The sequence below is a fragment of the Kutzneria sp. NPDC052558 genome (assembly GCF_044547355.1).
Taxonomy (GTDB): domain Bacteria; phylum Actinomycetota; class Actinomycetes; order Mycobacteriales; family Pseudonocardiaceae; genus Kutzneria.
In genome coordinates, this window is sequence record NZ_JBIUAG010000008.1 from 302,913 (window position 1) to 321,588 (window position 18,676).

An 18,676-nucleotide genomic window follows, 5' to 3' on the forward strand; every position below is an offset into this window, starting at 1 on the left:
CTCCTCGTCACGGTCACGTCGCCGGCCGCAAGTCGTCGAGCACGTCCCCCAGCTCCGCCCGCAGCGTCTCGAGGCCCCGCGCGGTCTGGGACTTCACGGTGCCCTCGGTGCACTTGAGGACCTTCGCCGCCGCGGCGACGTCGAGTCCCTCCAGGAACCGCAGCACCAGCACCGCCCGCTGGCGCGGCGGCACCTTGCGCAACCCGTCGAGCAGCACATGCCTGGTGGCGACCGCGTCGCCGATCTCGCCGGTCGCGTCCGGCCGGTCCGGCAGCTGGTCGGTGAAGCGCTCCCGGCGCCACGGCCGGCGCGACTCGTCGATCACCGCGCGCACCACCGTCCGGCGGACGTAGGCGTCCAGGGCCTCCCGGTCCCTGATCTTGTTCCACTTCCGGTGCAGCGCGACGAACGCAGTCTGGGCGAGATCGTCCGCGCGGTGCCAGTCGCCGCACATCAGGTACGCGGTCCGGCGCACGGCATCGCGCCGGGCCGCGAAGTACTCCGCGAACTCCTGCTCCTCGCGCTGCTCCACGCGGGCTCTCTCTGCTCTTCGTGTCGACACCCACCGGACGGAAAGGTCGGCGTCTACGGTTGCATGCTCGCGGTGACGTCCGCCATACGGGTGGGTGCTGGCCCCCTTTACCCGATGTGGTGTGATCCGACCGTGACCCAGCAGCCGCTGCTCGACTTCCGCTCGGACACCGTCACCAAGCCGGACGAGGCGATGCGCGCCGCGATGGCCTCCGCCGAGGTGGCCGATGACGTGCTCGAACACGACCCCACGATGCGCGCCCTCGAGGAGCGGGTGGCCGGGCTGCTCGGCGCCGAGGCCGCGCTGTGGGTGCCCAGCGGCAGCATGGGCAACCTGATCGCGCTGTTCCTCCAGCTGCGCAAGGGCGACCGGTTCCTGGCCGCGACCGGGTCGCACGTGCTGGACGCCGAACTCGGCACCGCCGCCTGGATCGCCGGCGGCATGCCGCACCCGATGGACTGGGACGCCGGCCCCGGCCGGATGTCGGCCGCGGCCATCCACGACGTCGCCGGCAACGAGCCGCGCTACGACGGCCTGCACACCACCCTGCTGTCGCTGGAGAACACCCACAACGCCGCCGGCGGGGCCGTGATGCCGCTCGAGGCGCACATGCAACTCGTCGCCGCCGCGCGGGAATGCCGGCTGCGCGTGCACCTGGACGGCGCCCGCCTGTGGAACGCCTCGGTGGCGCTCGGCGTCGCCCCGGCCGAGCTGGCCGTCGGCGTCGACAGCGTGCAGGTGTGCCTGAGCAAGGGCCTGGGCGCGCCGGTCGGCTCGGCCGTCGCCGGCACCGAGGAGTTCGTCGTCGAGGCGCGCCGGGTGCGCAAGATGCTGGGCGGCGGCGTGCGGCAGGGCGGCATCATGGCCGCGGCCGGGCTGGTCGCGCTGGACCGGATCGACGCGCTGGCCGACGACCACGCCAACGCCAAGCTGCTGGCCGAGGGCCTCACCGAGCTCGGCTGGAGCGTGCGGACCCCGGAGACCAACATCGTGCTGGCCGCCGTGCCGGACGTGCGCAACGCCATCAAGATGCTGGGCCGCCTTGGCATCCAGACCGGGCCGATGTCCGGCCAGGTCCGCTTCGTCACCCATCGGGACCTCAGCACCGCCGACGTCAAGGAAGCCCTGCACCGAATCGGGAGCGCGAGTTGAGCAACGAGCCCTGGCTGGTCTTCGACTACGGCGGCGTGATCAGCCGGCACACGCAGGCGGTTCCGGCGATGGCGGCCCGCGTCGGCGTGGCCGCCGAGGTCTTCGAGCCGCACTACTGGCCCGCGCGCGAGGCCTACGACCGCGGCTGCCCGGACATCGACTACTGGCGGGCGGTCTGCGGGCCGGTCGGCGTCGAGGTGGACGACGCGCTGTCCGACGAGCTGACCCGGATGGACATCGAGGGCTGGCTGCCCACCGACGAGGACACCGTGAAGCTGCTCGGCCGGCTCGCCGGCATGGGCGCCCGGCTGGCGCTGCTGTCCAACGCCCCCGGCTCGTTCGGCCGGGTGGCCGAGCGCCAGCCGTGGGCCGAGCACTTCACGCACGTGGTGTTCTCCGGCGACCTGCGGATGGCCAAGCCGGACGCCGAGATCTACCGGTCCCTGCTCGGCACCCTCGGGGCCGAGGCGGCGGACTGCCTATTCGTGGACGACCGTCAGGTCAACGTGGACGGGGCCAAGGCCGTCGGGCTGTCGGCCCACCTGTGGACCTCGGCCGAGGAGCTGGCCCCGACGCTGATCAGGTTCGCGAACGGTTCTTGATCGCGCCGTACGCGGCGGTCGCGATGAACAGCAGGCCGCCGATGATGGCGAGCCAGAACAGGCCCTTGAGCACGGCGCCGAGCACCGTGATGGCCAGCCAGACGATCAGCAGCACGGCGATGATGCCCACGAACAACATGGCGGTCTCCTTCAGCGGTTTGCCTTGGCACCAGCCTGCCATCCGGGTCTGACGGTCGGAGGCTTTTCGGCCCCAGATCAGGGACAGATCAGGGTCGCCCTGATGTAGGGGCGTCAGGTCCTGGGGAGCCACCCGGCGAGCCGCTCCAGGGCCCGCTCCATGTCCAGCATGGCGCCGGCGAAGGACAGCCGCACGAACCGGTCGCCGTGCACCGGGTCGAAGTCGATGCCCGGCACGATGGCCAGGCCGGTCTCGGCCAGCAGCCGCTTGCACCAGGCCATCGAGTCGTCGGTCAGGTGCGAGACGTCGGCGTACACGTAGAACGCGCCGTCGGCCGGGGCGAGTTTGTCGATGCCCAGTTCGCCGAGGCCCTTGACCAGCAGGTCCCGATTGGCCCGGTAGCGCTCCACGTGCGCGTCGACCTCGGCGTACGACTCGGGCGTGAACGCCTCGACCGCGGCGTGCTGGCTGGGCGCGGGCGGGCACAGGGTGAAGTTGCCGGTCAGCCGGTCCACCGGCCGGACCAGCTCGTCCGGGGCCAGCATCCAGCCCAGCCGCCAGCCGGTCATCGAGAAGTACTTGGAGAAGCTGTTCACCACGATGGCCTCGCGGGAGGTCCGCCAGGCGCAGTCGAGCTGCTCGCCGTAGCTGATGCCGTGGTAGATCTCGTCGCTGACCAGGCGCACGCCGTTGGCCTCGCACCACGCCGCCAACTCGGCCAGCCGGGCCGCCTCGAGCACGGTGCCGGTCGGGTTGGCCGGGCTGGCGATCACCACGCCCCGCAGCGGTCCCTGGGCGGCCAGCATCTCGACCGTCGGCTTGAAGTCGGTCTCCGGCCCGCACGGCAGGTCCACGACCTCGCAGCCCAGCGCGGCCAGGATGTTGCGGTACGCCGGATAACCCGGCCGGGGCAGCGCCACCCGGTCGCCGGCGTCGAAGGCGGCCAGGAACGCCGACAGGAAGGCGCCGGACGAGCCGGTGGTCACCACCACCGACTCCGGCGACACATCCAGGTCGTAGCGCGTCTTGTAGTGGCCGGCGATGGCCGTGCGCAGCTCCGGGATGCCGAGCTGTTCGGTGTAGCCGAAGGGCTGCGTCTCCAGCGCGCGGTGCGCCGCCGCCAGCACCGGGGCCGGCGCGGGCGTGGAAGGCTGGCCCGCGGCCAGCGACAGCACGTCACCGTGGGTCCGCTGCCGCTCGGCGGCGGCGGACACCACGTCCATCACGTGAAACGGCGGCACATCCGCACGCCTGGCGACGACCATGTCGACACCTTAATAGCCCTGGTACGCGCCTCCGTGCGACATGGAGCGGATGCCCGGCACGTTGGACACCGAGCCGTAGCGGGCGATCGAGTAGCGGACGCCGGCGATGATGTTGTCCACCGGGTTGTAGATGTCGTCGTGGCCGGGCAGCTTGTTCGACTGGAACGTGGAGTCGATGCACTGCATCAGGCCCTTGGACGGGTGGCCCGCCTTGGCGTTGGAGTTCCCCGTGAGAAACACGTGGTCGCCTTCACGCGCCGTCCACGTGCCCAGTTCGGTCGTGACGCACCAGACATCGGCTCGGCCGAAGTCCTCCTTACGCAGGAACGCGCCCGTGACGACCGGCGTGTTCGGCCGGACCGAGGCCTCAGGTTGCCAGCGGTCGCGGTCGACCGTTCGGCGCGTGTGCAGCACTCGAGGCCGGGCGCCGGACAGATAGGTGGCAAGCGTCGCCGCGTCGAGCACCGTTCCCGGGGCCTGGTAGATCACCACCTGCGGTTTTGTGTAGCCAGGGCCGGTGATCGCGCTGCCCTCGGCGTCCGTCAGCGCCTCCAGCCAGGCGACGCGCTGGTCCGTGGACATCGCTAGGACCTGCTCCACTGCGGCGGCCTTCGGGTGCCCAGCCCTCAGCAGCAAGTCCTGGGTGTAGCGATGGTCGAAGCGGAACTGGTGACGGGGTCCGCAACCGCCTCGATCATCGACGTACACCGCGTGCGGCACGCCGTCGAGCAGCCTGACGAGCTTTTCCACCATGGCGGGCTTGGACTGCGCGATGCTCATCGACGGCCTGTGCTTGCGGGACTCCACGTGGCCGTCACCCGCGATCCACCCGAGGATCGCCGCTTCACGGATCGAGACATCCAGGCACGAGTCCGTCCGAGCAGGCGCGGACAGCATGAGGCGATCGCGACTGCCGATGTCCGCGGTCTCGACGAACCGCGGGTCGGTCGCATTGCCATGCCGTTGCGGCGGCGCGACCACGCCGTGGATCTTGTGCCGGTGAACAGCGACGCCGTTCACCGCGTGCTCCACCGACCGGGACGTCCATCCGCACTCGGGGCACACCGCAGGCAACCCGTCCTGCCGCCACGAGACCCGAGGCCACGTCAGCCATCGGTGGTTCGGCGTCGTGGTGGCGTGCCAACGGGAGTTGCCGATTCGCACCAGCGGCGCGTTGGCGTGACGGACCACTCGCGTGATCCGCGTCCAGCCGCTGTGGCGGGCGACCGGGTCGTAGCCGATCGTCAGGTCACCCGCCCGGACCTCGTCGTGCTTCAACCAACCCCGGCGAGTGAGGATCATCGTGTCCAGGGGCACGCAGTCCCACATGTTGATCGCGTGCGGGTTGCCGCCGGACTCGTGCTGGATGATCGCCCAGATGTCGTTCTCGCTCATCTTCGAGGTGTCGACGCCGTTCTCCTGGAGGATCTTCATCGCCTCCTCGATCCACTCCTTCACCTGGCCCTGCGGGGCCGGGCCGCCCCCGCCGGCCGGTGGGCCGCCGCTGGGGCCGAGGCCGCCGCCCCCGCCACCACCGTCGCCCCCGCCATAGCTGCCCCCGCCCCCGCCCCCGCCACCACCGCCGCCGGGCGCGTGGTGCTCGGCGCCCTGCGTGGCCGTGGCGGCCGGGCCGGGATCCGGCTTGGCCTTCCAGTCGATGGTGCGGCCGGGGCCCGGCGAGAAGGACTGGTCGCCCGGGGCCGGCAGCGTCGAGAACTTCGTGCCGACGTTCGTGGCGCCCTTGAGCTGGTTGAGAGCGTTGCTCAGTTCGTTGTTAGCCGTGTCGACGGCCTTCTGCACGTCACCCTTGGCCGCGTCGCACAACGGCTTGATCGCCGCCTCGCGCTCGCCGTCCTTGGGCTGCGGGTGCGCCGCGTCCCACGTGCGGACCTCGCCCAGCAGACCCTCGCAGCGACTGTCCACAGCGGACTTGGCCTGCTCCAGCACGCCGGCCGCCGACTCCAGCGCCGCCGCGGCGTTGGTCAGCGCCTCCGACAGGGAGGTGCCGGCCTTGCCGAAGTTGCCCATGTAGGCCGTGAAGGCGTCGGCCGAGCCGCCGGCCCACGCGCCGTCCAATGCGGTCACCGCCGAGGTCACCGACTTGCCCTGGCCGTCACATTTGGTCGCGGCGTCCCGCCAGTGCGTGGCCGTGTCCCGAATGGACTGCGGCTGGGCCGTCTCCACCTTGCGGGCGATCTCGGCGACCTCGCCGCCACCGGGCAGGCCCGCGACGTCGTCGGCAGCGCTCATGTCGCCGTCAGTCCCCTCGCGTTCTGCTTCTCCTGGTCCTGCATCGCCGTCTCGATCGAGTCCAGCGCGGACTCGACCTTGCGCAGCAGGTTCTCCGCCGCCTGCAGCTCGCCGTGCACCGTGCTCGCGAAGCCGTCGATCGCGCTCGCGAAGCCGGCCGACGCGGTCAGCTTGCCGAACACGTCAGCGCTGGTCGCGCCGCCCTGGAAGCCGTCGCCGACGCCGCCGTACTGGCCGGCCTGGGCGTTCATGGCGCTGCGGCAGGCCTCGATGGCGTCCCAGTTGTACTTCGTGGCCGTCACGGCGCCCCCCTTCTCGCGTAACTCTGACGGGCGGCTCGGCCTCGCGGTTCCAGATTCAGCCCGACGGGTGATCAGACCTCGTCGAGCAGCTCCCGGACGCTGACCACCAGCCGCTGGTTGTCCGCCGGTGTGATGGTGCTCCACTCCGTGCGGTCCGCGCTGGGTTTCACCAGATGCAGGTAGCGCCCGTTCGGGGTGTCGTGGAAGGCCACCACCCGGTCCGCCCGCCGGGGCCGCTCCGCGCCGCGGGCCGTCTCCACCCCGAACTGGCCCCGGGTGGTCATGCCCGCCACCATGCCGACCAGGGTCTGGGCCTGGGCCAGCGGCACGTCCTCGTCGGTCAGCTCCAGCACCAGCCGCTGCGGATCGCCATGGGCCCGGCTGTCCGCGCTGGTCAGCAGCTTCGTCGGCAGGCTCACCGACTGGCCCGGGCCCGGCGGCATCTCGCCCGCCACCGACACCGCCGCGTCGGCGATCGCGTCGTCACGGGTGCGGATCAGCCACACCTCGTCGCCGTCCACCACGCCCATCAGCGCGCTGTTCCCGTTCGAGGCCGCCAGCAGCGTGATCTTGCGATCCGGGGCCCAGACGAAGCCGTAGACCGCCCGCCTCGGGTAGGCCAGCAGCGCCAGGTCGTCGGACACGTCCGGGGTGGCCCGGCCGTGCTCGGCCAGGCCCCGCTGCTCCAGCGACCGCCACGCGTCCGCGACGATCCGGGCTCGCTCCGTGTGCGTCGTCCCCGGGCTCGGCACGTTCAGCGCCACGTGCCGGCGGGGAAAGCGTTCGCTCTCCCACAGCACGTCGAAGTCCAGGAGGGACAGAACCGTCGGCTCCATCGCCGGCTACGCGTCCGGGTCCTCGCCGAGCACCGTCGGCGCCACCATCCGCTGCTCGCCGAACAGGTCCTCCTCGACCGTGTACTTCCGGTCGTGCTCGCTGTCCTCTTCCTTCTTGCCCCGGCCGCCGGCCGCTCCCGGCTGCATCATCGACGCCCCCGGCTTGCCCGGCGCGATCCGCTCCGCCGCCCTCGCCTGCGCCGCCTGCTCCTCGTCGATCGCCCCGGCAGTGGCGCTCGCCTTGCTCGGCGTGTTCGCCTTCTCCCCGGGGGCCCCGCTCGTCCCGCCGCCTCGCACGATCGTGCTCGGGTTGCCACTCCTGGCCCCCGCCGCCACCGCCCCCGCGCCTCCGGCCAGCGCCGCCCCCAGCCCCACTTCCTCCGCCAGCAGCCCACTCGCCGCTGCCGCCGCCGGCGGCATCGCGCTCGGCAGCCGACCCATTCCCGGGCCCACCCCCGACACGCCCCCCGGCCCCGGCACGCCACCCGCGCCGCCCCCAGGAACCGCCCCCGGCGCCGCATATCCGCCGCCGCCTGGGCCTCCCACCTGGGAGTAGCCCCCGCCGCCATAGCCACCGCCGCCCGGGCCCGCATAGCCCCCGGCCGTTCCGCTGTAGCCCACCTGCCCGATCGACGTGCCCTGCACCGGCTGCGCCGTCAACCCGATGGTCGGCGGCGCACTCATCGGCGTAGTGCTGGCAATCGCATCGGCGGAGTTCTGCTGATAGCCATTCAGCTGCTGGATCGCCTGATCGCGGTCGGCCTGCGCCTGCTCGACGTCCTTGGCATGGTCGGTCTGATACCCGAAGAAGCCAGCCGCGTTGTCGACAAAGGTCTTGTTGGTGTCGCTGGACGGCGCCGGCGCGCTCTTCGCCACCGCATAGGAATCGCTCTGCGTCGTCAGCCCGGAGTTCGCGGTGTCAATGTGGTACTGCGATTGGTCACCGTAATTCACCGTCGAGGTCAACACCTGGTGGCCACCTTGGCCGGCCACACTCTGCCAGTCGATCCCGATCTTGCCGAGTTGCGTGGTGAGGATCTGGTTCGTGGCGTCGAGGTCCTGGGCGATGCTGTGTAGCGCGTCGATGACCGGGTGCAACGCGGCGGCACCCTGTCCTTCTTTCAGCTTGTTCACCTGATCCGCGAGTTGCGCGTTGGAGAAACCCTCGAATCGGATGTCACCCAGCTTCGATGCCATGGTCGTCCTCCGCCCTAGCTCTTCGCCTGCAACGTCGCCAACGCCAGGCTGGCCAATTGCTTCGACAGGTCAAGCATCTGGGTGTTGCTGAGATTGCCGCTGTGCGGCAGGACCGCGGCGACCAGCTCCTGTCCGTCGGCCGTGCTGACTATCGTCTCGCAACGGTGGCCGACCGCGGTGTCCCAGTTGTCGCCCTTCACGATGGTCTGCACCGCCGGAAACGACGACACCGTGGTCTGCCGAGCCGTCCAGGTGCCGGTATAGGTGAGCCAGTAATCGATGCCACGCTTCGGGTCGAGCCGCAAACTCATGGTGTAGGCGACCGGGTCGGTCACCTGGAACGAGCAACTCGATGTCGCACCGGTCTGGTCCCATCCAGGGCCAGGAGCGCTGCTCTTGACCTTGAGCTGTGCCATCTGGTCGGCGGACAGCACCGTGCACGGGTCGACATTCGCCACGTTCAGGTTCTTCGGGCGCGCGGGAACCGATACCGACGGGCTGCCCGCCGTCGAGGTCGATCCGGGGCTCGCGGTGCCTGGATCCTGGGTTGTGCAGCCGGCCGCCGCAACGCCGACCAGCACGACCGCGACACCGACTCGAGTACCGACTCGCACTACTTGGCTCCAAACGCGTCTTTGATCTGCTCCTCGGTGAAGCCGTACTGCTGCGCCGCAGTCCTGAGCTGTTCGGCCAGCTTCTCGAGGCCGTCGATGTACTGGCCGATCCGGTTCGTGTACGAGTCCTCATTGGTCGCCAGGAGCTTGGACCATTCCTCGGTCGCCGCCTGGCTGACCAGATCGTTGCCGAGCACACCCGTGTCGATGTTGAGCAGCTTGGGTCGGGTGATCGCGTTCAGTTGGTCGACCTGCTGCTGAATGATCTTTCCGGCTTGCAGGACCGTGTCGTGGTTGACCGTGATCTGGCCGCCGGCGATGCCGGCGTACTCGTCGGCGACCGGAGCGAACGGCGCCGTGATGGCGTTGATGACGCCGAGGTCGGCGCCGACCTGTTCCGCCTTTTCCATGAAGACCGCCCCCGCACGCTTCGTGACTAGTCGGACCCGGTTCGCAGGCTACCAACGATGGTGTGTGCCGTGCCTGTGTTCGACGTGGGAGGGGGTGCGGGGGTTCCCTAGGAGGGGATGCGAACCTCACCGTCGACGGCCTTGAGGGCGATGTCGGTGCGGTGGTGGGAGCCGGTGAGCTCGACACGGTCGACGAGGCGGTATGCATCGGCGCGGGCGGCGGCGAGGGTGGGGCCGGTGCCGACCACGGAGAGCACACGGCCGCCGGCGGAGACGACGGCTCCGTCGTCGCGGCGGCGGGTGCCGGCGTGGAGGACGCCGTCGAGCTCGGCGCCGGTGATGACGTCGCCGGTGCGGGGACGGCCGGGGTAGCCCTCGGCGGCGATGACGACGGTGACGGCGGCCCCGTCCTCCCACTCGAGGGCGGGATGGGTGGCGAGACGGCCCTCGGCGGCGGCCAGGAAGAGGCCGGCGATGGGGGTCTTGAGCAGGGCCAGCACGGCCTGGGTCTCGGGGTCGCCGAAGCGGCAGTTGAACTCGATGACCTGCGGACCGGACGAGGTCAGGGCGAGGCCGCAGTAGAGGAGCCCGGAGAAGGGGGCCCCACGGGAGGCGAGCTCGTCGACGACGGGCTGCACGCAGCGGGCGACGACGTCGTCGACGAGGTCGGTGGGGGCCCAGGGCAGCGGGCTGTAAGCGCCCATGCCACCGGTGTTGGGCCCGGCGTCGTTGTCGCCGACGCGCTTGAAGTCCTGGGCGGGCAGCAGGGGAACGACGGTGGCGCCGTCGACGACGCAGAACAGGGAGGCCTCGGGACCGTCCAGGAAGGACTCGAGCAGCACGGGGTGCCCACCGTCGAGCAGGTGCATGGCATGGGCCCGAGCGACGTCGTAGTCCTTGGTGACGACGACGCCCTTGCCGGCGGCCAGACCGTCGTCCTTGACGACCCAGGTGGGCCCGAAGCGGCGCAGGGCGGCGTCGAGCCGAGCGGGGGTGTCGACGATCTCGCTGCGGGCGGTCGGCACGTCGGCGGCGAGCATGACGTCCTTGGCGAAGGCCTTGGAGCCCTCGATCCGGGCGGCCTCCTTGGACGGCCCGAAGCACGGGATGCCGGCGTCGCGCACGGGGTCGGCGGCCCCGGCGACCAGCGGCACCTCGGGCCCGATCACCACCAGGTCGGCGTTCCACTCCTTGGCCAGGGCGGCCACGCCGGTCGGGTCGGTGAGGTCGACACCGTAGGTCTCGGACACGGCCGAGGTGCCGGCGTTGCCGGGGGCGCAGGCCAACGCGGTCACGGCCGGGTCTTTGGCCAACGCCAGCAACAGGGCATGCTCCCGGGCACCAGACCCGATGACGAGGACGCGCACGACCGAACAGCCTACAGGTGCGGTCGGAGGCCGGCGGCCGGCGCACGGAACCCGGCGGTCCTCAATACGCTCCCGCTGTGGAAGGTGTGCAGATTCTCCTACTGCTGGCCGGATCGCTGGCGGTGACGGCGGTGGCCCGCCGGCTGGACTGGCCGGCGCCGCTGCTGCTGGTGGCGGTGGGCCTGGCGGTGTCGTTCGCGCCGGGCGTGCCGGACTTCCGGCTGGAGCCCGAGCTGGTGCTGGTGATCGTGCTGCCGCCGCTGCTCTACTCCTCGGCGCTGGACAGCTCCTACGTCAACATCCGCCGCAACATCCGGCCGATCGCGCTGCTGGCGGTGGGCTTGGTGCTGGCCACGACGCTGGGCGTGGGGCTGGTGGCGCACCTGGTGATCCCGGCGCTGCCGTTGCCGGCGGCGCTGGTGCTGGGCGCGCTCGTGGCCCCGCCGGACGCGGTGGCGGCGGTGGCGATCGGCCGCAAGCTGGGCCTGCCGCGGCGGATCATGACCTTGCTCACGGGGGAGAGCCTGGTCAACGACGCGACGGCGCTGACGGCCTACAAGGTGGCGGTCGCGGCGGCCACGGGCGAGGCGATGTCGTGGGGTACGGGCATCGTGACGTTCCTGGCGGCATCGGTGGGCGGCACGCTGATCGGCTACCTGATCGGCGTGGTGGTGCACTGGATCCGCCTGCGGCTGCGCGACAGCCTGCTGGAGAGCGGCCTGGGCATGCTGGTGCCGTTCGGCGCGTACCTGATCGGGGAGGCGGCGCAGACCTCGGGCGTGCTGGCGGTGGTGGCGGCGGGCCTGTACCTGGGCCACAACGCGCCACGCGCGGGCTACGCGACCCGGTTGCAGGAGACGGCGGTCTGGCGCGCGGTGGACCTGCTGCTGGAGTCCTGGGTGTTCGGGCTGATCGGCCTGCAGCTGCGTTTCGTGCTGGCCGACAGCGGCGCGACGTGGCCGCTGTTCGGCGCGGCGCTGGTGGTGTTGCTGGCGGCGATGGTGATCCGGATCTTGTGGATGTACCCGGGCACGTACGTGCCACGGCTGTTGTCGGCGAAGATCCGGGCCCGGGAAGACGCCCCGGCCCCGCGGGCGGTGTTCATCGTGGCCTGGACCGGGATGCGGGGTGTGGTGTCGCTGGCCGCCGCCTCGGCGCTGCCGCTGACCATGCCCGGCCGGGACGTGATCGTGCTGTGCACGTTTGTCGTCACGGTGGGAACCCTGATGGTGCAAGGACTTTCGCTGCCGGGCCTGATCCGCCTGCTCGGCGTGCGCAACGACGACGAGCGCGTCGACACGGCGGCCGAGGCGCAGGTGAAGGCGACGGCGGCCGAGGCGGCGGTGGCCCGGCTGGCGGAGGCCGCTGACGGGCAGGCGCCGGAGCCGGTGGTGGCGCGGTTGAAGGCGTTGGCCGAGCATCGGGCCAAGGGCGAGACGACCGCCGCCCGGTGGAAGCAGTTGCGCCTGACGATGTTGGTGGCGGAGCGGGAGGTGTTCCTCGCGGCCCGCGACGCGCACGAGATCGACGACGAGGTTTTCCGCCGGGTGCAACGGGAACTGGACCTGGAGGAGGCCGCGCTCACCCGCGAGTGAGCACGGCCCCCGAGTCTCAGGAGACGTCCAGCACGGCCTTGCCGACGACCTTGCGGCCCAGCAGGGCGGCGATGGCGTCCTCGAAGTTCTCCCAGCTGCCCCGGAAGCCGATCTGCACGTCGAGCCGGCCCGCGCCGACCAGCGACGTGACGTAGGCGAGGTCCTCGCCCAGCCCGCCGCCCATCATGAAGCCCTCCAACCGACCGCGCGGGCCGACGGTGGCGTACGGCGGGTACACGGCCGGCTCGCCGGAGGTGGCGCCGATGGACTGGATCGAGCCGTCCTCGGCCAGCAGGCCGTAGGCCACGACCTGGTTGGGACCGCCGACGTTGTCCAGCACGCCGTGCAGCGGACCTTCCAGACCTTCAACGCCGACAATGACTTCCGCCGCGCCGAGCTCCTTGAGCCCCTCGCCGCGGGCCACGCTGCCGACCGACGCGATCACGTGCGCGCCGGACTGCGCGGCCAGCTGCACCCCGAAGCGGCCGACACCGCCGGCCGCGCCGGTGACGAGGATCCGACGCCCGAGCACGGAGCCGAACCGCCGCAGGGCGCGCAGGGCCGTCACCGCGGCCACCGGCAGCGCGGCGGCCTGGGCGAAGTCGACGCCGTCGGGCAGCACGGCCAGCTCGGCGGTGTCGACGGCGCGCAGCTGCGCCCAGCCGCCACCGCCGAAGCCGAAGGTGACCACACGTGAGCCGACTTCGGGCCCGCTGCCGTCGGCGGCGGCCTTGACCACCACGCCGGCCGCGTCCCAGCCCTGGACCTTGCCGTCCTCGGCGCCGTAGCCGCCGCCGGAGTCGCCGTAGTTCAGCGAGATCGCCTTGACCTCGACGAGCACCTGGTTGGGCGCGGGCGTCGGGTCGGCGACCTCGCCGAGCCGCAGCCCGGTCTTGGCGGACGAGTCCACGAGCAGTGCACGCATTTGAACACCCCAATTGTTCGACTGCTGTCGTACGGGACCAACCCGGGCCCGCAGGGGCTTATTTCCGCTACAGCGCGGGAACGAGTTCGCGGCGAGCTGAAGTGGACACCGTGTCGTCGACCAGCCCGCGCCGGACCAGCTCCGGCCGCACGCCCTCGCCGAACCAGTAGGCCTCCTCCAGGTGCGGGTAGCCGGAGAAGATGAACTCCTCGACGCCGAGCGAGTGGTACTCCTCGATCCGGTCGGCCACCTCCTGGTGGCTGCCGACCAGCGCGGTGCCGGCCCCGCCGCGGACCAGGCCGATGCCGGCCCACAGGTTGGGGTAGATCTCCAGTTTGTCCAGCCGGCCGCCGTGCAGGGCGACCATGCGCTGCTGCCCGACGGACTGGCTGGCCCCCAGCTGCGACTGGGCCCGGGCCAGCGTGGCCGGGTCGATCGCCTCGACGAGCCGGTCGGCCTCGGCCCACGCCTCGCGCGAGCTGTCCCGGCTGATCGTGTGCAGGCGGATGCCGAACCGCAGGGTCCGCCCCTGGGCCTCGGCCAACTCCCGGACGCGGGCGATCTTCTCGGCCACCTGGGCCGGCGGCTCGCCCCACGTCAGGTACACGTCCACGTGCCGCGCGGCGACGGGCAGGGCGGCGTCGGAGGATCCGCCGAAGTAGATCTGCGGCAGCGGGTCCGGCGGCGTCGGCACCAGGCCGCCGGCGATGCTCAGGTGCTGGCCGTCGAAGTCGACCGGGGCGCCGCTCCACAGCTTGCGCACGATGGCCAGGAACTCGTCGGTGCGGGCGTAGCGCTGGTCGTGCTCCAGCCAGTCGCCGAAGCGCTGCTGCTCGATCGCGTCGCCGCCGGTGACCACGTTGAGCAGCAGCCGGCCGCGCGAGATGCGTTGGTAGGTGGCGGCCATCTGGGCGGCCAGGGTCGGTGACACCGTGCCGGGCCGGAAGGCGACAAGGAACTTGAGCCGCTCGGTGTGGGCGATCAGCGCGGCCGTGGTCAGCCACGCGTCCTCGCACCAGGTGCCGGTCGGCGTGAGCACGCCGACGAAGCCCAGTTGTTCGGCGGCGCGGGCGATCTGGGCCAGGTAGTCGATGTCCGGGCCGCGCTGGGCCGGGGCGCCGGCCTCCTGCGAGCCGTGGAACCGGTCGACGATGGTGCGGCCGTCCCCCGAAGTGGGCAGGAACCAGTGCAGGACAACGCTCATCGTCAGCTCCCCGTGCTCTCGTACTGCTTGTCGACGAAGTCGGCGAACGCCACCTTGCCCGGAATGACCTTGGCCGCGGTGAACGCGTCGGCCAGCTGCTGCTCGGAGGCGATCACCTTGTCGTCCAACGGGATCGGCAGCGTGGCCCCGTTGTCCACGGCCGCCTTGGCCACCGCCGGGTCCAGCCCGGTGACCTTGGACCAGGCCGCGGCCCAGGCGTCCTTGTGCGAGTCGGACCACTGCTGGGCCTTGGTCAGCCGGGCCAGGTAGTCCTTGATGGCGGCGGCCTTGGCCGGGTCGGCCAGCGCGGTCTTGCCGGCGACCTGGAAGGAGTAGCCGTTGGCGGTGCCGCTGGTGCCGTTGACGATCGACCGCGCGTGGGCCTGCAACAAGGCTTGGGAGGTATAGGGATCCCAGATGGCCCAGGCGTCCACGCGGTTCTGGGTGAAGGCGGCGTAGGCGTCGGAGGGCTGGAGATAGTTGACCTTCACATCGGACACCGCGATGCCGTACTTGTTGAGCACGGTCAGCAGCTGGCCGTGGGCCGAGCTGCCCTGGGCGACCGCGATGGTCTTGCCCTTGAGCTGCTCCGGCTTCTGGATCGGCGAGTCGCCCGGCACCAGGATGGCGTCGCCGGGCCCGTTCTTCTGCCCGGCCTGCACGATGGCGATCTTGGCGTTGGCCGCGGCCGAGAAGATCGGCGGCGTGTTGCCGACCCCGCCGATGTCGATGGCGTTGGCGTTGGCCGCCTCCAGCAGCGGCGGGCCGGAGGTGAAGGTGGACCACTCGATCTTGTATGAGGTGCCGTCGAGCAGCCCGGCCGCCTGCAACAGGGCCTGCGAGCCGCCCTTCTGGTCGCCGACCTTGAGCACCACCTGGCCGCTGGACGCGGCCGACGCGCCGCTGCCGCAGCCGGCCAGCGCCAGCGCCGACACGGCCAGCAGCGGTAACAGGGCCTTACGCAGCTTCATCGGTGACAACTCCCAGATCGGCGAGCACGCGGGCCCGCAGTTCGGTCAGGTCGGCGTGCCGGCGGGGCCGGCCGGCCGGGGGCGTGTGCTCGGCGACGATGCGGCCCTCGTCCAGCACGAGGACTCGGTCGGCCAGCTCCAGCGCCTCGTCGACGTCGTGGGTGACCAGCAGCACCGCCGGACGGTGTCGCTGCCAGAGGTCGTCGACCAGGCGGTGCATGGCCAGCCGGGTCAGCGCGTCCAGCGCGCCGAACGGCTCGTCGAGCAGCAACAGGTCGGGCTCGCGGACCAGCGCCCGGGCCAGGGAGACGCGTTGCGCCTCGCCGCCGGACAGCGTCAGGGGCCATGCCTGGGCGTGATCGCCGAGCTGCACCTCGGCCAGCGCCTTCTCGGCGACGGAGCGGCCGTCGACTCCGTGCAGGCCAAGGGAGACGTTGCGCCAGACCCGCCGCCACGGCAGCAGCCGCGGCTGTTGGAAGGCGACGGAGACGGTGCCGTCGACCGAGATCTCGCCGTCGGCCTCCCGGTCGAGGCCGGCCAGGATCCGCAGCAGCGTCGACTTGCCGGAGCCGCTGCGGCCCAGCAATGCGACGAATTCCCCTTGCCGGACAACAAGGTCCAGATCGTCGAGCACGCGGCGTGGCCCGAACTGCCGGACCAGGCCGCGCACGGTTACCGTGTGGTGCGCCATCTGAGCGCTCTCCTCTCCAGCGCGCGGACCAGCGCGTCGGTGGCCAGGCCCAGCCCGGCGTACACGACCAGGCCGACCACGACCTGGTCGGTGCGCAGGAAGTCCCGGGCGTTGTTGATCAGGTAGCCGAGCCCGGCGTCGGCGTTGATCTGCTCGCCGACGATCAGCGACAGCCAGGCCACGCCGAGGCCCTGCCGCAGCCCCACCAGCGCCTGCGGCAGCGCGGCCGGCAGCACCACGTGCACCAGCCGCTCCCAGCGGGTGAAGCCGAGCACCGCGGTCGCCTCCAGCAGCTGCGGATCGGTGTCCCTGATGCCGGCGTACACGTTGAGGTACAAGGGAAACGCGAAGCCCAGGGCGACCAGGGCGACCTTGGGCTCCTCGCCGATGCCGAACCAGATGATGAACAGCGGGATCAGGCCGAGGAACGGCAGTGTGCGCAGCATCTGCACCGGCGGGTCGACCAGCACCGCGCCCCAGCGCGACAGGCCGGCGGTGATGCCCAGCACCAGCGCGATCACCGCGCCGATCGCGACGCCGATCAGCACCCGGCGCAGCGACACCACGAATGCGTCACCCAGCTGGCCGGAGGTGGCCAGATCGATGCCCGCGGCCAGCACCTTGGCCGGCGAGGCCAGCTTGTCCTCGGGCAGCACGCCGGTGCTGCTGGCCAGCTGCCAGGCCAGCAGCAGGCCGATCGGGCTGGCCCAGCGCCACAGTCCGGACAGCGGACGGCGGCGGGGTCTGCGGTGGGGGACGGCGGCGGCCGACGACGACGTGTCGTTCGTGCGATCGGCGGCCAGGACGGGAATCGACACGATTCCTCCGACGGGGTGCGGGCGCGCGAAGGTGAGGCTTCTCAGTCGGTGAGAGGAGTCAGCGAACCGGACAGACCGCGCTGGCCTGCCGCCGGAGGTCCACGTGGATACGTGCGACCAGTCGTTCACCCATGCGTGGGAGTCTTGGCGAGCCGTCGCCGGTGTGTCAACGCTGGTCGGCCGGGGTCCCGGATCCTGGGAGTCTGTCGGTCAGGGAGGTTTTCGCATGCACGGAGCCCAGTTGCTGCTCCTGGTTGTCGGCGCGATCGCCGTCACGGCGTTCGCCCGGCGGCGTGATCTGCCGGCCCCGCTGCTGCTGGTCGTGGTGGGGTTGGCGATCTCGTTCCTGCCGGGGGCCGACGGCTTTCAACTGGATCCGCACATCCTGCTGGGCGTGGTGCTGCCACCGCTGCTGTACTCGGCCTCGCTGGACAGCTCGTACCTGAGCTTCAAGGCCGTCGCCGACCCGATCATCCAGCTCGGCGTGGTGCTGGTGGTGATCACCGCGTTCGCCGTCGGCCTCGTGGCGCACCTGCTGGCGCCCGAGCTGCCATGGGAAGTGGCGCTGCTGCTCGGCGCCGTGGTCGCCCCGCCCGACGCCGTCGCCGCCGTGGCCATCGGCCGCAAGCTCGGGCTGCCCCGCGGCCCGATGACCGTGCTCACCGGGGAATCGCTGGTCAACGACGCGTCCGCGCTGACCCTGTACAAGGTGGCGCTGGCCGGCATCGCCGGGGCCAGCACCGGCCTGTTCTCGCAGCTGTCCACGTTTGTCATCGCCGTGGTGGTGGGCATCGCCGTCGGTCTGGTGATCGGCGTTCTCGCCCACTTCGCGCGGACCCACCTGGACGACACCGTGCTGGAATCGGTGCTGGGCATGGTGGTTCCGTTCGCCGCCTACATGGTCGCCGAGCAGCTGTACGGCTCCGGCGTGCTGGCCGTGGTCGCCGCCGGCCTGTACCTCGGGCACAACTCCCCGAAGGCCGGCTACGCCACCCGGTTGCAGGAGCAGTCGGTCTGGACCACTGTGGACGTTCTGCTGGAGTCCCTGGTCTTCGGCCTGATCGGCCTGGAACTTCCGTTCGTGCTCAAGGGAGTCTCCGGCCTCGACCTGCTGCCGACGGCCCTGGCCCTGCTGGCCGTGGTCATCCTCGTGCGGATCGTGTTCGTCTTCGGCCGCAACATCCTGCTGCGCCTGATCCGCCGCCGGCGCCGGCCGTCCTGGAAGATCAGCGCCGTCCTGTCGTGGACCGGCATGCGCGGCGTCGTCACGTTGGCCGCCGCCGCCGGCATCCCCGAGGACACCCCCGGCTGGGCCTACATCCAGTTCGCCGCGTTTGTGGTCACCGTCGGAACCCTTCTGCTGCAAGGGATTTCCCTGCCGTGGCTGATCCGGGCGCTCAAGCTGCCCAAACCCGAGGACTCCGCCCAGGAGCAGCGGGCGCGCCAGATCGCCGCCAAGGCCGCGAAGGCCATGCTGTCCGAGCTCGTGCCGGCCGAGATTCCCGTGGAGCAGCGCAAGATGTTCGGCCAGCGCATGCACCAGATGATGCAGATGCGCGACCGCCTCATCGATCAGGACCCGTCCCAGGAGGGCGCGATCACCCGCGTGCGCCGGGAATTGCTGGCCAAGCAACGGGAAGTCCTCGTCGCCGAGCGCGCCGCCGGCCGGCTGGACGACGAGGTCATGCGCAAGGTGATGCGTGAACTCGACCTGGAGGAAGCGATGCTCACCGGCACATGGCGATCGCGCTTGTAGCACGATCGTGGAACCATGGCCCGCGGGACAGCGGTTAGGACAAAAGGAGC

The 18,676-nt window shown here is 71.3% G+C and carries 19 protein-coding genes and 2 pseudogenes; 4 read left to right on the forward strand and 17 right to left on the reverse strand.

Translation table 11 applies throughout. The annotated features are described in order from the left end of the window. Window positions 1-13: 13 nt before the first annotated feature. Window positions 14-532, reverse strand: coding sequence for a SigE family RNA polymerase sigma factor (locus ACIG5F_RS17485; RefSeq protein ID WP_396518723.1), 519 nt, complete (start codon window positions 530-532; stop codon window positions 14-16). 114 nt (window positions 533-646) lie between these two features. Between ACIG5F_RS17485 and ACIG5F_RS17490 the strand changes: the two genes are divergently transcribed. Continuing rightward, window positions 647-1,684: a threonine aldolase family protein gene (locus ACIG5F_RS17490; RefSeq protein WP_396518724.1), complete on the forward strand. Its 1,038-nt coding sequence runs from the start codon at window positions 647-649 to the stop codon at window positions 1,682-1,684. Next, window positions 1,681-2,286: an HAD family hydrolase gene (locus ACIG5F_RS17495; protein WP_396518725.1), complete on the forward strand. Its 606-nt coding sequence runs from the start codon at window positions 1,681-1,683 to the stop codon at window positions 2,284-2,286. The genes ACIG5F_RS17490 and ACIG5F_RS17495 overlap by 4 nt, the downstream gene beginning before the upstream one ends. On the opposite strand, the gene ACIG5F_RS17500 is transcribed toward ACIG5F_RS17495, so the two are convergent. From ACIG5F_RS17500 to purD, 10 genes and pseudogenes are all read right to left on the reverse strand, one after another. Next, on the reverse strand, window positions 2,264-2,425 hold the full coding sequence (locus ACIG5F_RS17500; RefSeq protein WP_396518726.1) for a hypothetical protein: 162 nt from the start codon (window positions 2,423-2,425) through the stop codon (window positions 2,264-2,266). The two genes, ACIG5F_RS17495 and ACIG5F_RS17500, sit on opposite strands and share 23 nt — an antisense overlap. Window positions 2,426-2,538: 113 nt before the next feature. Continuing rightward, on the reverse strand, window positions 2,539-3,690 hold the full coding sequence (locus ACIG5F_RS17505; RefSeq protein WP_396518727.1) for a pyridoxal phosphate-dependent aminotransferase: 1,152 nt from the start codon (window positions 3,688-3,690) through the stop codon (window positions 2,539-2,541). A 9-nt stretch (window positions 3,691-3,699) separates the two neighbouring features. Further along, window positions 3,700-3,915: pseudogene (locus tag ACIG5F_RS17510) on the reverse strand (transglycosylase SLT domain-containing protein); the annotation flags it as partial. A gap of 1,719 nt (window positions 3,916-5,634) precedes the next feature. Then, window positions 5,635-5,940, reverse strand: a pseudogene (locus tag ACIG5F_RS17515) (WXG100 family type VII secretion target); the annotation flags it as partial. Then, on the reverse strand, window positions 5,937-6,242 hold the full coding sequence (locus ACIG5F_RS17520; RefSeq protein ID WP_396518728.1) for a hypothetical protein: 306 nt from the start codon (window positions 6,240-6,242) through the stop codon (window positions 5,937-5,939). The gene ACIG5F_RS17520 and the pseudogene ACIG5F_RS17515, both read right to left, overlap by 4 nt. Before the next feature lie 71 nt (window positions 6,243-6,313). Further along, entirely contained in the window at window positions 6,314-7,078 is a 765-nt protein-coding gene (locus ACIG5F_RS17525) for an ESX secretion-associated protein EspG (RefSeq protein ID WP_396518729.1), read from the reverse strand. 6 nt (window positions 7,079-7,084) lie between these two features. Beyond that, a complete protein-coding gene (locus tag ACIG5F_RS17530) occupies window positions 7,085-8,275 on the reverse strand; it encodes a hypothetical protein (protein ID WP_396518730.1) in 1,191 nt (396 codons plus the stop codon). 14 nt (window positions 8,276-8,289) lie between these two features. Then, window positions 8,290-8,856, reverse strand: coding sequence for a DUF3558 domain-containing protein (locus tag ACIG5F_RS17535; protein WP_396518731.1), 567 nt, complete (start codon window positions 8,854-8,856; stop codon window positions 8,290-8,292). Between the two features lie 32 nt (window positions 8,857-8,888). After that, window positions 8,889-9,299 (reverse strand): hypothetical protein, encoded by a 411-nt coding sequence (locus ACIG5F_RS17540; protein WP_396518732.1) that lies wholly within the window; start codon window positions 9,297-9,299, stop codon window positions 8,889-8,891. Between the two features lie 107 nt (window positions 9,300-9,406). Further along, window positions 9,407-10,666, reverse strand: a complete 1,260-nt coding sequence (gene purD, locus ACIG5F_RS17545; RefSeq protein ID WP_396518733.1) for a phosphoribosylamine--glycine ligase — start codon at window positions 10,664-10,666, stop codon at window positions 9,407-9,409. A gap of 77 nt (window positions 10,667-10,743) precedes the next feature. Between purD and ACIG5F_RS17550 the strand changes: the two genes are divergently transcribed. Beyond that, the gene (locus tag ACIG5F_RS17550; protein WP_396518734.1) at window positions 10,744-12,261 is read left to right on the forward strand and encodes a Na+/H+ antiporter; all 1,518 of its coding nucleotides are present in this window, start codon (window positions 10,744-10,746) and stop codon (window positions 12,259-12,261) included. A gap of 16 nt (window positions 12,262-12,277) precedes the next feature. Here ACIG5F_RS17550 and ACIG5F_RS17555 read toward each other — a convergent pair whose 3' ends face one another. The 6 genes from ACIG5F_RS17555 to ACIG5F_RS17580 form a co-directional block, all read right to left on the reverse strand. Then, window positions 12,278-13,186 carry a zinc-binding dehydrogenase gene (locus ACIG5F_RS17555; RefSeq protein ID WP_396518735.1) on the reverse strand — a complete coding sequence of 303 codons (909 nt, stop codon included), beginning with the start codon at window positions 13,184-13,186 and terminating at the stop codon, window positions 12,278-12,280. A gap of 67 nt (window positions 13,187-13,253) precedes the next feature. After that, complete coding sequence (locus ACIG5F_RS17560) at window positions 13,254-14,390, reverse strand: LLM class flavin-dependent oxidoreductase (RefSeq protein WP_396518736.1); 1,137 nt, start codon at window positions 14,388-14,390, stop codon at window positions 13,254-13,256. A 2-nt stretch (window positions 14,391-14,392) separates the two neighbouring features. Further along, on the reverse strand, window positions 14,393-15,361 hold the full coding sequence (locus ACIG5F_RS17565) for an ABC transporter substrate-binding protein (RefSeq protein WP_396518737.1): 969 nt from the start codon (window positions 15,359-15,361) through the stop codon (window positions 14,393-14,395). After that, window positions 15,348-16,052 (reverse strand): ABC transporter ATP-binding protein, encoded by a 705-nt coding sequence (locus tag ACIG5F_RS17570; RefSeq protein ID WP_396518738.1) that lies wholly within the window; start codon window positions 16,050-16,052, stop codon window positions 15,348-15,350. The genes ACIG5F_RS17565 and ACIG5F_RS17570 overlap by 14 nt, the downstream gene beginning before the upstream one ends. Further along, window positions 16,034-16,864: an ABC transporter permease gene (locus ACIG5F_RS17575; protein WP_396518817.1), complete on the reverse strand. Its 831-nt coding sequence runs from the start codon at window positions 16,862-16,864 to the stop codon at window positions 16,034-16,036. Before ACIG5F_RS17575 ends, ACIG5F_RS17570 begins: the two co-directional genes overlap by 19 nt. Window positions 16,865-16,928: 64 nt before the next feature. After that, window positions 16,929-17,003 (reverse strand): putative leader peptide, encoded by a 75-nt coding sequence (locus ACIG5F_RS17580; RefSeq protein ID WP_376776002.1) that lies wholly within the window; start codon window positions 17,001-17,003, stop codon window positions 16,929-16,931. A gap of 93 nt (window positions 17,004-17,096) precedes the next feature. Between ACIG5F_RS17580 and ACIG5F_RS17585 the strand changes: the two genes are divergently transcribed. Beyond that, window positions 17,097-18,626, forward strand: coding sequence for a Na+/H+ antiporter (locus tag ACIG5F_RS17585; RefSeq protein ID WP_396518739.1), 1,530 nt, complete (start codon window positions 17,097-17,099; stop codon window positions 18,624-18,626). The last annotated feature ends 50 nt before the right edge of the window (window positions 18,627-18,676 follow it).

Coding starts and splice junctions, on each gene's coding strand:
- ACIG5F_RS17490 (WP_396518724.1), top strand. CDS start 647: ATGTGGTGTGATCCGACCGTGACCCAGCAGCCGCTGCTCGACTTCCGC.
- ACIG5F_RS17500 (WP_396518726.1), bottom strand. CDS start 2,425: ATGTTGTTCGTGGGCATCATCGCCGTGCTGCTGATCGTCTGGCTGGCC.
- ACIG5F_RS17505 (WP_396518727.1), bottom strand. CDS start 3,690: ATGGTCGTCGCCAGGCGTGCGGATGTGCCGCCGTTTCACGTGATGGAC.
- ACIG5F_RS17525 (WP_396518729.1), bottom strand. CDS start 7,078: ATGGAGCCGACGGTTCTGTCCCTCCTGGACTTCGACGTGCTGTGGGAG.
- ACIG5F_RS17530 (WP_396518730.1), bottom strand. CDS start 8,275: ATGGCATCGAAGCTGGGTGACATCCGATTCGAGGGTTTCTCCAACGCG.
- ACIG5F_RS17540 (WP_396518732.1), bottom strand. CDS start 9,299: ATGGAAAAGGCGGAACAGGTCGGCGCCGACCTCGGCGTCATCAACGCC.
- ACIG5F_RS17555 (WP_396518735.1), bottom strand. CDS start 13,186: ATGCGTGCACTGCTCGTGGACTCGTCCGCCAAGACCGGGCTGCGGCTC.
- ACIG5F_RS17560 (WP_396518736.1), bottom strand. CDS start 14,390: ATGAGCGTTGTCCTGCACTGGTTCCTGCCCACTTCGGGGGACGGCCGC.
- ACIG5F_RS17565 (WP_396518737.1), bottom strand. CDS start 15,361: ATGAAGCTGCGTAAGGCCCTGTTACCGCTGCTGGCCGTGTCGGCGCTG.
- ACIG5F_RS17570 (WP_396518738.1), bottom strand. CDS start 16,052: ATGGCGCACCACACGGTAACCGTGCGCGGCCTGGTCCGGCAGTTCGGG.
- ACIG5F_RS17585 (WP_396518739.1), top strand. CDS start 17,097: ATGCACGGAGCCCAGTTGCTGCTCCTGGTTGTCGGCGCGATCGCCGTC.